General features: G+C 42.4%; 13 protein-coding genes and 1 pseudogene. 3 read left to right on the forward strand and 11 right to left on the reverse strand.

Annotated features, from left to right (window positions below; all coding sequences use genetic code 11):
* Positions 1-109: 109 nt before the first annotated feature.
* Genes RMO68_RS09450 through RMO68_RS09460 form a run of 3 tightly spaced genes read right to left on the reverse strand, consistent with a single transcriptional unit; the run spans position 110 to position 3,702 of the window.
* Entirely contained in the window at positions 110-991 is an 882-nt protein-coding gene (locus RMO68_RS09450) for a CoB--CoM heterodisulfide reductase iron-sulfur subunit B family protein (protein WP_310440502.1), read from the reverse strand.
* Between the two features lie 10 nt (positions 992-1,001).
* Positions 1,002-1,979: a succinate dehydrogenase iron-sulfur subunit gene (locus RMO68_RS09455; protein WP_310440503.1), complete on the reverse strand. Its 978-nt coding sequence runs from the start codon at positions 1,977-1,979 to the stop codon at positions 1,002-1,004.
* 10 nt (positions 1,980-1,989) lie between these two features.
* On the reverse strand, positions 1,990-3,702 hold the full coding sequence (locus RMO68_RS09460; protein WP_310440504.1) for an FAD-dependent oxidoreductase: 1,713 nt from the start codon (positions 3,700-3,702) through the stop codon (positions 1,990-1,992).
* Between the two features lie 303 nt (positions 3,703-4,005).
* On the opposite strand from RMO68_RS09460, the gene RMO68_RS09465 reads away from it, so the two are divergent.
* Genes RMO68_RS09465 through RMO68_RS09475 form a run of 3 tightly spaced genes read left to right on the forward strand, consistent with a single transcriptional unit; the run spans position 4,006 to position 6,750 of the window.
* Positions 4,006-4,830 (forward strand): thiamine-phosphate kinase, encoded by an 825-nt coding sequence (locus RMO68_RS09465; protein ID WP_310440505.1) that lies wholly within the window; start codon positions 4,006-4,008, stop codon positions 4,828-4,830.
* Positions 4,831-4,837: 7 nt separating this feature from the next.
* Entirely contained in the window at positions 4,838-5,929 is a 1,092-nt protein-coding gene (gene truD, locus RMO68_RS09470) for a tRNA pseudouridine(13) synthase TruD (protein WP_310440506.1), read from the forward strand.
* Positions 5,930-5,931: 2 nt separating this feature from the next.
* Complete coding sequence (locus RMO68_RS09475; RefSeq protein ID WP_310440507.1) at positions 5,932-6,750, forward strand: phosphatidylserine decarboxylase; 819 nt, start codon at positions 5,932-5,934, stop codon at positions 6,748-6,750.
* Here the strand turns inward: RMO68_RS09475 and RMO68_RS09480 are convergent.
* The 8 genes and pseudogenes from RMO68_RS09480 to RMO68_RS09510 form a co-directional block, all read right to left on the reverse strand.
* Entirely contained in the window at positions 6,740-7,342 is a 603-nt protein-coding gene (locus RMO68_RS09480) for a hypothetical protein (RefSeq protein ID WP_310440508.1), read from the reverse strand. The two genes, RMO68_RS09475 and RMO68_RS09480, sit on opposite strands and share 11 nt — an antisense overlap.
* Positions 7,343-7,418: 76 nt before the next feature.
* Positions 7,419-7,847, reverse strand: a complete 429-nt coding sequence (locus RMO68_RS11170) for a CZB domain-containing protein (protein ID WP_409574825.1) — start codon at positions 7,845-7,847, stop codon at positions 7,419-7,421.
* Positions 7,848-7,859: 12 nt separating this feature from the next.
* A pseudogene (locus RMO68_RS11175) lies at positions 7,860-8,129 on the reverse strand (methyl-accepting chemotaxis protein); the annotation flags it as partial.
* A gap of 712 nt (positions 8,130-8,841) precedes the next feature.
* On the reverse strand, positions 8,842-9,351 hold the full coding sequence (locus tag RMO68_RS09490; protein ID WP_310440510.1) for a PAS domain-containing protein: 510 nt from the start codon (positions 9,349-9,351) through the stop codon (positions 8,842-8,844).
* 354 nt (positions 9,352-9,705) lie between these two features.
* A complete protein-coding gene (gene ychF / locus RMO68_RS09495; protein ID WP_310440511.1) occupies positions 9,706-10,806 on the reverse strand; it encodes a redox-regulated ATPase YchF in 1,101 nt (366 codons plus the stop codon).
* A gap of 90 nt (positions 10,807-10,896) precedes the next feature.
* Positions 10,897-11,217: a type II toxin-antitoxin system RelE/ParE family toxin gene (locus RMO68_RS09500; protein WP_310440512.1), complete on the reverse strand. Its 321-nt coding sequence runs from the start codon at positions 11,215-11,217 to the stop codon at positions 10,897-10,899.
* Positions 11,217-11,486, reverse strand: a complete 270-nt coding sequence (locus RMO68_RS09505) for a type II toxin-antitoxin system Phd/YefM family antitoxin (protein WP_310440513.1) — start codon at positions 11,484-11,486, stop codon at positions 11,217-11,219. Before RMO68_RS09505 ends, RMO68_RS09500 begins: the two co-directional genes overlap by 1 nt.
* 169 nt (positions 11,487-11,655) lie before the next feature.
* Positions 11,656-11,973, reverse strand: a complete 318-nt coding sequence (locus RMO68_RS09510; protein ID WP_310440514.1) for a hypothetical protein — start codon at positions 11,971-11,973, stop codon at positions 11,656-11,658.
* Positions 11,974-11,995 lie beyond the last annotated feature (22 nt).

Here is an 11,995-nt window from a genome sequence, read left to right on the forward strand (position 1 = left end):
AAAGCAAAATGGTTAAGGGATAAAGTATAGCATTTTTTTTACGATAGGGAGATGAAAAATTAATTTTTATTATATTTAAGTGAGATTTCCCCAAGCGGGGAAAGAGGAATTAAATGAAATCGACTTTGGTAACGTGGTGTTTAAGACCAAGCTCCTCAGAGGTACAACCGAGTGCAAGACCGACCATTTGTTGCATATGAAGAACCGGAAGGGAAACGTCACGACCGATAGCAACAGAAGCATGGTGTGTTTGGGTATCGAGTTTGAGATGACAAAGTGGACATGGCGTGACCATCCAATCCGCATTCGCATCCATCGCTCCGGCAACGGCATTACCCGTTAGGATCGCCGCTGTACGAGGTGCTTGAAGTTCGGCATGGAAACCGCAGCATTTGTTTTTCTCTTCATAATCGACATTGACACCGCCGCATGCGATGATAAGATCATCCAATGAAGTCGGTTTATATGGGTTCTCATGAGCTTTATGGGTTTCATTTTGAAGATCTGAGGGGCGAATATTATGACATCCGTAAAACGGTGCGATATTAAATTGGCTTAGAGGTTTAACGACCATCTCTTTGATCTTATCGAGACCGAAATCATCGATGATTGCGTAGAGGAAGTGGGTGATTTGGGAAGTCCCTTTGTACTCTAATCCTACTTCGGAGAGTTTAGCATTCACTTTTGCTTTTAGTTCTGCATTGTGGTCAAGGCGGTGTTTGGTCATTGCCGTATTGAGCTGACACGTATTACAGATAGTAACCATGGTTAGCCCATGCTTTTCCGCATATGCGATGTTACGTGCATTGAGTACGAGGGAGAGAAAGTCATCATAATCTTGCAGGTGTGATGCACCGCAACATGAGGCTTCCGTCAATTCTACAAGCTCAATCCCTAGTTTGTTTGCCACGGCGAGGGTTGACATCATTTGCTCAGGTGTACTCTCTTTTGCGGTACAACCGGTAAAAAGCGCGTATTTTAATTTTTCCATTGAGTACTCCCTAAAACTTTACTGTTGATGACGATTTGATTAGTTTTTTGATCTCATCTAATTTATCGGCTTTTGGCATATTCCATGGCAATACGATTTTACCTTTGGCGAACATTTTAAGTGCAACCGGAACGTGTTTTAGTACACCGATATTCCCCTCTGAGTAACGTACCAATTCACCCTCATCGAGTAAACCGTGTTTTTCAATCGAGTGGGCGAAACCGACGGCATGGCGAGTCGCGACGTTATTTTTTGCAATATTCGCTTCAAATACCATGTTGTGAAGTTTGGTGATTTTTTCGATCGGATTAACCTCTTTTGGACATACCTCGGCACACTCCATACATTTGACACAATCCCAAACCCCTTGAGCCTCTTGGTTGACAACATGCAAGCGCTCGATTGAAGCATCATCACGAACATCAGCAGAGAAACGGTACGCTGCGGCAAAAGCGGCAGGCCCGATAAACTCATCGTTGATCGCCAATGCCGGACATGAGTAGTGGCATGCTCCGCATTGGATACAGTAATCGGCTTCGAGAAGCTTTTCAGCATCGTGCGGGCTCACAAGGTGCTCTTGCGCAGGGTGCTCTTCAATATCACTTACTAGGTAGGGTTTAACTTGTGCGTGTTTGTCCCAGAAATCTTTTTTATCGATGATCAAGTCTTTGATCGCCCGTTTCGTACTAAGCGGCTCGATAACGATTTCATTTCCGAATGCTTCGACAAGATCAAATAGACGTGATTTACAGGCCAAAATCCCTTTGCCGTTGACTTTGATTGAACAGACACCGCAGATACCGTGTCGGCAGCTTCGACGATACGACAGCGTGCCGTCATGATCCCATTTGATACGGTTGAGAATATCAAGGACAACCTCTTCGTGGGTGACATCCAAAACATAGGTATTATAGTAAGGGAGGTAATCGGTCTCTTCATTGAAACGGAAAACTTTAAACGTTACTTGTTGCGATTTTATCGATTCCATACTCTCTCCCTTAATACGATCGTGCTTTGAGTTCATGGCGACCGAGGGTAACGTCCATGTAGTCAAGCTTGATTTCACCGTTTGCATCCATGTACGCCATGGTGTGTTTCAAGAATTTTTCATCATCACGTGTCGGGAAATCTTCACGGAAATGGGCTCCTCGGCTCTCTTTACGCTCCAGCGCACTTGCGACGATAAAGGCGGAATAATCGAGCATGTGACCGAATTCGATTGCTTCTTGAAGCTCGGTATTAAAAATTTTAGATTTATCGGCAATGCGGATATTGTTATAACGGTTGCGCAAATCTTTCAAAATTTCCATTTGTGCCTGTAGCGTTTGTGCGGTGCGGAAAACTCCCGCATTATCGGTCATGGATTGTTGAAGCTCTTCACGAAGTCCTGATACCGATTCTTGACCGTTGTTGGTCAATACCCAGTTCATTTCATTGATCATACGCTCTGCATCGGGCTCTGTCGCTTTATGCAAGGTGATAGTATCCACTTCATTTACCATCGTTTTACCGACGAAACGGCCAAATAACAATGCTTCGAGAACCGAGTTGGCACCGAGGCGGTTTGCCCCGTGGACGGATGAGCATGAACACTCACCCGCAGCGTAGAATCCTTCGACGAACTCGGAATTGTTTTTACGAACATGTCCGTGTTTATCCATCGGAATACCGCCCATAGAGTAGTGAGCCGTTGCCGAGATCAAGATCGGCTCTTTAATCATATCAAGACCGAGGAATGTGATCGCTAAATCGCGAAGTTCCGGAAGACGTTCCATGATTTTCTCTTTACCCAAATGGACGAGATCGATGTAAACGGCATCTTTGCGAGGGCCGACACCGCGCCCTTCACGAATCTCTTGGATGATCGCACGGGCTACAACGTCGCGAGATGCGAGCTCCATAGCATTCGGTGCGTATTTTTCCATAAAGCGCTCACCGAGTGAGTTAAGGAGTTTCCCCCCCTCACCGCGTGCCGCTTCAGAGATGAGGACACCGTTTCCTGAAAGTCCTGACGGATGGAATTGTACGAATTCCATATCTTCTAACGGAAGACCGTGACGGGCTACGAGTGAAAGGCCGTCACCCGTGTTTGCGTGAGCGTTTGAGTTAATTTTGAACGCACGGGCGTATCCGCCGGTGGCGAACATAACCGCTTTGGCATTGAAAATCGCTTTTTCTGAGTTACGGATGTTGTAGGCGCTGACACCGTACACTTTTCCTTCGTTATACAACAAGTCGGCGACATACCACTCATCCCAAAACTCGACACCCTCACGGAATGCTTGCTCATAAATGGTTTGAAGGAGGGTGAGCCCCGTACGGTCTTTTGCAAAACAGGCACGCGGTGAAGATTGTCCGCCGAAAGGGCGTTGAGCGATAGTTCCGTCTTCGTTACGGCTAAATGCCGCACCCATACGTTCTACCCAACGGATGGTTTCAGGTGCTTTTTCACACATAAACTGAACAACGTCCTGATCCGCAAGATAATCTGAACCTTTAACGGTATCGAACTCATGAAGTTCAACGCTATCAGCATCACTGAACGCTGCATTAATCCCCCCTTGCGCCGCACCGGAGTGACTACGCAAAGGGTGTAATTTTGTGACCACGGCAACTCTCTTACCGGCTTTTTGCAACTCGCGAGCTGCTGCACATCCGGCTAAACCAGCCCCGACGATAACCGCATCATAAGTATAAATGGGAATACTCATACGCCTTCCTTGTTGATAAAATCTGTGGATGATTATAGCGCGCCGCTCCTTGGGCAAGATTAAAAAGGATTATAGGAGTATGTTGGGATTGAAACTCTCGTTTCTTGTCCAAAATAGTAACAATTTGTAGATTATCAGCACTATATATGAGTGGAAAAGTTACAGTTTTGAGAATTCAAACGGTGTTTTTCTGCTTGTTTTGTTACAGTTTATCTGTAATGATTATAAAGGAAATCGCTCTTTTAACGGAACCATAATCTCATTTTGTTTATAATAAGGATATTTTTATGATGGATATAAAGCGTGAATGCAGAAAACTATTTTATTTCCACTTTTTGCGCTTTAGGGACCCCTATCGGGGATGACGGTGCCTTAGTAGAGGGGTGGGTTTACAGTAAAGACCTTTTTTTCGAAAATATCCATTTTAAAAGAAAGTGGCTCACCCCTTATCAAATCGGCTACAAAGCGATGATTATCAATATCTCCGATGCTGTTGCTATGAATGCGGTACCGAAGTATGCTTTAATAGGTGCGGCGATGCCGAAATCTATCTCATTGGAGCAGATGCGGGAGCTCTCTTCGGGGATTCAAGCGGCTGCATCTGAATATAAGATTGAGATTATCGGAGGGGATACGATCAGTAACTCCAAACTCGATCTCTCCATCACGATTCTCTCTCATACTAGTGCTCCGTTATTACGTCGGGGTCTTAAAAGAGGGGATATTATCGCGTATACGGGAGAGATCGGAAAATCAGCAAAACAGCTCCGTTATCTAATGTCGGGGGGGAAGATCCATACGAAAAGTCGTTTTGTCTCCCCGCAGCTGCGCCAATCTTTTGTGGGTCAATCCCGTCGTTATTTACGGTGCGGCATGGACATTTCCGACGGTCTTTTCAGTGATATGGAAAAATTGTGTAATGTCAATCGGATGGGAGTCCGATTTATTAAAAAAATTGCCAAATCAATCGGATGCAGCGGTGAGGAGTATGAGATGTTGATTGCGTTCTCCCCTCGTCAGCTCACTACTATTCGCCGTATTGCGGCCCGTAATCGAATCACCATCACCCCAGTGGCTTTTGCAATGCGCGGAAGCTATACAAATCGCTGTAAGCGCCATCATTTTTAGGAGTTTCATGGAACGTCAATATTACCTGCCTCATAGTCCAATCGAATTTCATTTTCGCCAATCTCCGCGCGATTTCGTAGTCGATGAAATACCGCTCTATCCTTTTAGCGGAGAAGGGGAGCATCTTGTTCTTCATGTACGTAAAAAAAATCTCTCTACGTGGCAGATGATCGATATTTTCAGTAATCATTTGGGAATCAAAGGGCGTGATATAGGTTATGCGGGACTCAAAGATAAAAATGCTCAAACGAAACAATATATATCGTTACCGCGCAAATTTGAGGCGGTATTAGAGAATTTTGAACATGAGGGGATTAAAATCCTCGAAAAAACCTATCACAATAATAAAATTCGTATCGGGCATCTCAAAGGAAACCGCTTTTTTATCCGTCTTAAAAAAGTGAATCCGACATCGGCTATGAAAATTCAAGAAGCCCTAAAAATGATCAAAAAACAGGGGATGCCGAATTATTTCGGATTTCAGCGTTTTGGGATTGACGGGGAAAACTATAAAAAAGGTCAAGCGATTTTGGGAGGAACCCTAAAAGAGCGCAATAAAAAGCTAGCCCAATTTTATGTCAATGCTTATCAAAGTTATCTTTTCAATGATTGGTTAAGCCGTCGTATTCAGATGTCTAAATTGGTTGAGAGTTTCGGAATCGATGAACTCAGTACCTTCCTCCCTCTTCCTAAAGAGGAGATTGAAGCGATGAAAGCTCAAAAACATCCGTTTAAATTGATACACGGGGATGTAATGATGCATTACCCTTATGGAAAACTTTTTCATTATGAGAGCAGTGAAGAAGTTGAACGCTTTAGCAAACGGGATATTTCGGTGAGCGGTCTTTTGAGCGGCAAACGGGCAACACGGGCTGTGGGATTGGCGGAGACGATTGAAAAAGAGTACGATAGTATTCATGAGGGGATCGACGGCGCGAGACGATACGGATGGATTTTCCCGGAAGAGATCGAGGGGGAATACAAAGAGAACGATGCATGGTTTGAACTTCATTTTACCCTTCCAAAAGGGTGTTATGCTACCGTATTGATTGAAGAGATTGCCAAAAGAGCGATTCAGACCGACGAAGAACAGGAGTAACTATGAAACAACACTTCACCTCTGCACTATCCCAGACTTTCGGACGCTTTGCTTCCAAAGTACACGGGAAAACATTTCAAAAGATGATTAATCGTACCTATGTACGCTCTATGGGCTTGGATATGTCCGATTTTAATGCACCTGAATCGTATCCGACACTGAATGCACTTTTTACAAGAAAATTTCGCCATAAGCGTACATTCTCAACGGATCAAAAAGATATGATCAGCCCGTGCGACTCTCTCATCACCGAATGTGGGATAATTAAAGAAGATTTAGCTTTACAGATCAAAGGGATGTCTTACAGCGTGGATGGAGTTTTAGGGGAGGGGATAACGGAAGAGTCGAAAAAAAATGTCCATAACGGTCTCTTTGTTAACTTTTATCTCTCTCCGCGGGATTATCATCGTTATCATGCTCCACTCGATATGCAAGTGCTTCATGCATACCATATTCCGGGGAAACTCTATCCGGTTAATATCCCCTCTCTCAAAAAACAGGTTAATCTCTTTATCGAAAATGAGCGGGTAGTTTTAGAGTGTTTAAGCAAGGAAGGAAAGCGTTTTTTCTTGATTTTAGTAGGGGCACTGAATGTGGGTGAGATGGAGGTTAGTTTTGAACCGCGTATCCGAACCAATACGACGATGACGCCGAGTTTTTACAGCTATAAAGATCTTTATTTGAGCAAAGGGGATGACTTCGGATGTTTCCGAATGGGATCTACCATCGTCATGTTGTGCGAAAAAGATATGGTAGAACTCACTATCTCAAGTGGAGATAATGTGCGATTCGCCCAAACGATAGGGCGTCTTACTTTCTAAAAAGTATTTCGAGCCGAACTTGCAGATGCCCTTCGTGCTCATAAATATCAATTTGACTGTCAATCGGAGGATGGAGCTTAACCAATGCCCCTTGAATCGAATGAAAGACATGGTTGAATTTTGGAAACATCGGTGCAATGATACGGTCGATATGCCCTTTTTGGATGATATGGGCTAACGACGTGATACCGCTGTAGTAGACCGTTTTATTGATAGAACGACGAATACGGTAATCGCGTAAGAGTTCGATATTTTTAACGAGAACATTGCTCTCTTCTTCGCACAATACCCGATTGCTGTGGGCATGTTCAAGCTCTTCTTCAATTTCCTGTTCGGCGATTTTTTGCCGATCTTGGATCTCTTGATCCAGGAGCGGATCGTTTAGGCGAATAAGGTTAATAATGCTATCCGTATCCAAAGGTTTTTTTGATGTGAGGTAAGTGTATCGCTCGCCGTCAACATAATCATGATTTAATGCCTGAATGAGTTCTGCAACAATACTGAGATAAATAAATTTATCTTCTTTATTGAGGTCAAAAGTGACCCCATGAGCCGATATGAGAGGCTTTGGGCCTGCATACTTCAAAGACATTAATAAACTCCCTATGTAAGTGTCGGTTCTAATTATACATTAATATGAGAATTTATTTCTGTACAGTTTATTTTTGTTATTGTAGTTTTACGTTGCTGTTTGCTTGAGAGACCATATTTTCTAATAAATTAAATAAGGTTTCACTGTTTTTTTCCATATCACTCATGCGGGAGAGAATTTGCTCTTTTTTGGAGGGTTCAAGACACGATTTGGATGGTATACATTTTGTGACATCTAAAATAAGATCATGCAATGCCGTATGGTATTTCTCAATCGATTTAAAGGCTTCGGTTTGAGCGAGATTCCCTTGTTGCGATACGTCATAATACCATTTTCCAAAACGGCAATCACGAGACGTTACAAAATGTTCCGACAAATCGTCTCGTTCATGGATAATAGCGGCATAAGTGGTGTGTTTCAGGATGATATGATCCACTTTCGTTAATGAAGTGTAGAGTGAATCGCTGATAAAGTTTGCCATGTCGGCTGAGTGATTCGTTTTCATTACAAAATCATTGAGGAGTACTTCAAACTGGTTTACATCGGATTGGGAGGTATTCGCAATGTTAGCAATCGTTTCGGAAGAGCTCTCGATTTCTCCTGCCTCTTGTTGAAGAGAGGAGAGCATCATAGTGATTTCTTGCGTCGCTTTTTGTGTTCTCTCCGCCAGTTTTCGCACTTCATCGGCAACGACGGCGAATCCTCGACCATGTTCTCCCGCACGTGCCGCTTCGATAGCCGCGTTGAGCGCTAAGAGGTTGGTTTGATCGGCAATATCTTTAATAAGATTGGCAATCGTATTGATCTCATTCATTCGGGTTCCGAGTGAAATAATGGCTTCGTTTGAATGGGTGATGAGTTCAATCAAGGTATCAAGACTGGTGACGATATGATGGATTGTTGATTGGCTTTGAACCACTTCGGAAGCCGTTGCCGAAATGCTCTCTTTGATATTAATCGCAAATTGACTGTTTTTTTGGATATCGTTTTGAATGGTTGCAAGCGCTTTAGCAATCCCTCCGCTAATTTTGTCAAACTCTTCCGCTAATTCAGAGCGTTTTCCTCCGACATAGGTGTTTGCATTGATCGTAATTGCTTCATTCAGTGCGATGCTGAGTGATTCAAAATCACCTTTGTATCCTGAATTAAAGACGATACGATCGGAAATCCCTTGAGAAGCCGTATCGAGTGATGATCGGACGTCACGCATCATTTGTTCGATTTGATCAAGCAGATCATTAGCTCCCCATGCAATTTTTTCTAAACGGCTATTTTTTGGAATATTGGTTATCCGTTCAGAGAGGATACCCCGTCCCGCTTTTTCAAGTACATCATTGAGCTTATTTAAAATATTCTCTTCACTTGCGGAGGTGATATGATTGTTTAAAAAACTCCCGATCAGGAGAGTCAAGCCAACAGCAAAAGCGGCGATGTAGTCTGCTTTAATCGATAAATATAGAGTAATCGCAAGGAGTGCAGCTACGAAAATAGCGGATCGCTTAGTGCTGAAGAGAGAGTATAAAACGGTCATAATCCATTCCTTTTTCTTTCAATACGGTATGTAAAAGTTTTTTGGACGCTTCAATACCGTTTCTGCTCTCCGTAAGACGCAGTTTTTCATATAAATCAGGGATAATTTTCATCGCTTTATCACTCGGTTTTCGACGGACTGAGTGGTAGTCTCTCACTTTCCCATGGGGATCTGTTGTTGTGGTAACATTTGCAAATACCCAATAATAGGAACCGTCTTTAGAGAGATTTTTGACATACGCAAAAATCTCTTCTTTTTTCTGTATCCGTTCCCAAAGGAGGGAGAAAACAACGGAGGGCATATCGGGATGGCGTAAAATCGAATGAGGTGCGCCGATTAGTTCGTGTTCATCATGCCCGGACATATCAATAAAAATTTGATTTCCGTAAATGATATTGCCGCGTGTATCGGTTTTGGAGACGATGAAATCTGAGGGTGATAGATGTTTTTGGACAGACGTCGGTGTAACGGTAGACATACTTGACTCCTCGCAAGGTTATAGTTGATAAAAATGTTATATATAATCTATTACGATAGTATTACTATAAGGTAAGCCGATATCTTTACATAAGAATTTGTAAAAATTAGGAAGAATAGAGACTTGATTGTAGAGTAACAGTATCTGTTTTTCGAAAATATAAAATAATTGTAGTATCATAAAAGATATACTGGAAAATGTCAAGATAAAAATCACAAAATAGCGGTATTTTTTGATAAAAATATAATTATTTGGTTAATTGTGTTGTTTTTGAGGATCATTTTGTGATAAACGCAGTTTTTGTAGAAACTGCCGTAAAAGATACAGCAGTTATAAAAAAATGCTATTTTAGGATTATACGTTAAATCTAAAGTGCATGATATCGCCATCAGCCACGATATATTCTTTACCTTCAAGACGCATTTTCCCCGCCTCTTTGGATTTTGCTTCACCGCCGCACGCTATGAAGTCCTCATAACCGATTACTTCGGCGCGGATAAACCCTTTTTCAAAATCGTTATGGATGACGGCCGCCGCTTTAGGGGCTGTCGTGTTTTTGTGGATCGTCCATGCACGAACCTCTTTGACACCCGCGGTAAAGTAGCTCATGAGGCCTAGTTTATCGAATCCTTTACGGATGATTTGCTCTAATCCCGATTCTTCGACACCCATGTCACGTAAGAACTCGTCACGCTCATCGTCTTCCATTCCGACAAGCTCTTCTTCGATCTTCGCGCACAGCTTGATCACTTCACAGCCATGTTTTGCGGCATGTTCGCGGAGACGCTGAACGTATTCGTTGTCTTCAGTGAGGCCGTCTTCATCGACGTTGGCACCGTACATGATCTCTTTTGCACTAAGAAGTCGAGTTTCACTCATCAGTTTTTCATACATTTCAGAATCGGCTTTCGGGAAATTGCGGGCGAGATTTCCCTCTGCCAAAAACTCCGCCAACTCTTCGGCAAATTCAGCCATAACCGCAGAATCTTTATCGTTTTTCGCCTGTTTTTTGAGTCGCTCAATACGGTTAGTCAACACTTCGATATCGGCAAAGATCAGTTCATTCTCGATGATCTCAACATCGAGAAGAGGATCGATACGCCCCTCGGTGTGGACGATATTATCATCTTCGAAACAACGGACGATTTGGAGGATTACTTCGGTTTCACGGATATTGGAGAGGAACTTGTTCCCTAACCCTTCACCTTTACTAGCTCCCTTAACGAGACCGGCGATATCGACGAAATCGAGGGTCGAGTGTTGGATACGCTCAGGGTTTACGATTTTAGCGAGTTCAGTCAAACGGATGTCAGGAACCGGCACGGTCGCTTTGTTCGGCTCGATCGTACAGAACGGATAGTTTGCCGCTTCGGCGTTTTGTGCTTTGGTGAGTGCATTAAAAGTAGTTGATTTTCCGACATTTGGTAGTCCTACGAGTCCGATTGATAAGCCCATTGAGTGTTTCCTTAGTATATTTCGATGCGTAAAGTATTGGCGCAATTATAATACAGAGTTGTTGAGTGCGGACTGAGGGGAGAGGGAAGCTTATCGAATGAGACGTTGAAATAAAATATCTTCTATATTTTGTCTGCTATCAAACAGAGCTGTCACAAAAACATAATCTTTATCGATTTTATAGATGAGTCTCCATCTCTCAATGATGAGTTCACGATAGGTAAAAAGTCCAATATCGGCGAGTTCAGGGACGATTCGCCCTCTTTGCGGAAAATGGTTGAGACTTTCGGCACGCTCTCGGATGGTGTGGAAAATTTCGCGGGCATTTTGTGGGGAGTCTTGAAAAATGTGTTCTACGAGAGCAGAGAGATCACCTTGTGCTGAGTCTGCCCAAAAAACACTGAAGTTCATTATGCTAATTTTTGCTCGATTTTATTAAAAAAGTTCTCTTGGGATTCAAAGCGATTGTTTTTAATATCATCTTCACTCTGTGCCATAAGTTTTAAGAGTGCTAAAGCATTTTGCATCTTCTGGTAACTTTCGATGTCTTGGATTACTGCTTTTGCTTCGCCGTTTTGTGTAATGATAAGGGGGCGATGCGAATCGTTTACGTACGAAAGCGCATCGGCGGTTTTGGATTTGAGATAGCTGATAGGGCGAATATCGGTGGCTAAATTCATAATAAATCCTTTTTGATAGTGAGATATAGTACTAAATTAAGTCTTAATTTAGACTGATTTGGAATGTATAGTAAATATTGCATTATTGTTGAGTGGGGAGTGAGGGGAGGAGAGAGTTTGGTAATGAAAAAGGTATGTTTTTTCTAACAATATGCAGAATAGCTTGAATTTATTTTATGTCCCATCCAACAACGAAGCCGTCTTCAAGAATAATTTTTAATGAGTATCGATTTTTTGCAGTTTGGTTGTATTTCCAAATTTCTTTGGTTTTTGTCTTTAGTACTTTTTGATCTATGTCCAATGGCTTTCCTAAAGAATCTCTTAGTTGTTCTTCTGTTTGACCTTGCCAATATTTCCCACTCATTATCATATCGACAAGTTCTTCATTTTGATACTTGAGCATTAAGTTTTCTCTACGTTTTTTTGTTGAGTAATAAATATAAAAGCTTAATCCAACGATAAAAAGAATAATCCAAAATAACCACATAAAGAGAAGCTCCTTTTATATT

The organism is Sulfuricurvum sp. (genome assembly GCF_031427015.1).
Lineage (GTDB): Bacteria > Campylobacterota > Campylobacteria > Campylobacterales > Sulfurimonadaceae > Sulfuricurvum.

What these genes read in the sequence shown, in the direction of transcription:
- RMO68_RS09460 (WP_310440504.1), bottom strand. Translation starts at nt 3,702, where the DNA reads ATGAGTATTCCCATTTATACTTATGATGCGGTTATCGTCGGGGCTGGT.
- RMO68_RS11170 (WP_409574825.1), bottom strand. Translation starts at nt 7,847, where the DNA reads ATGAAAACGAATCACTCAGCCGACATGGCAAACTTTATCAGCGATTCA.
- truD (WP_310440506.1), top strand. Translation starts at nt 4,838, where the DNA reads ATGGAACGTCAATATTACCTGCCTCATAGTCCAATCGAATTTCATTTT.
- RMO68_RS09505 (WP_310440513.1), bottom strand. Translation starts at nt 11,486, where the DNA reads ATGAATTTAGCCACCGATATTCGCCCTATCAGCTATCTCAAATCCAAA.
- RMO68_RS09450 (WP_310440502.1), bottom strand. Translation starts at nt 991, where the DNA reads ATGGAAAAATTAAAATACGCGCTTTTTACCGGTTGTACCGCAAAAGAG.
- RMO68_RS09455 (WP_310440503.1), bottom strand. Translation starts at nt 1,979, where the DNA reads ATGGAATCGATAAAATCGCAACAAGTAACGTTTAAAGTTTTCCGTTTC.
- RMO68_RS09480 (WP_310440508.1), bottom strand. Translation starts at nt 7,342, where the DNA reads ATGTCTTTGAAGTATGCAGGCCCAAAGCCTCTCATATCGGCTCATGGG.
- RMO68_RS09510 (WP_310440514.1), bottom strand. Translation starts at nt 11,973, where the DNA reads ATGTGGTTATTTTGGATTATTCTTTTTATCGTTGGATTAAGCTTTTAT.
- ychF (WP_310440511.1), bottom strand. Translation starts at nt 10,806, where the DNA reads ATGGGCTTATCAATCGGACTCGTAGGACTACCAAATGTCGGAAAATCA.
- RMO68_RS09490 (WP_310440510.1), bottom strand. Translation starts at nt 9,351, where the DNA reads ATGTCTACCGTTACACCGACGTCTGTCCAAAAACATCTATCACCCTCA.
- RMO68_RS09500 (WP_310440512.1), bottom strand. Translation starts at nt 11,217, where the DNA reads ATGAACTTCAGTGTTTTTTGGGCAGACTCAGCACAAGGTGATCTCTCT.
- RMO68_RS09475 (WP_310440507.1), top strand. Translation starts at nt 5,932, where the DNA reads ATGAAACAACACTTCACCTCTGCACTATCCCAGACTTTCGGACGCTTT.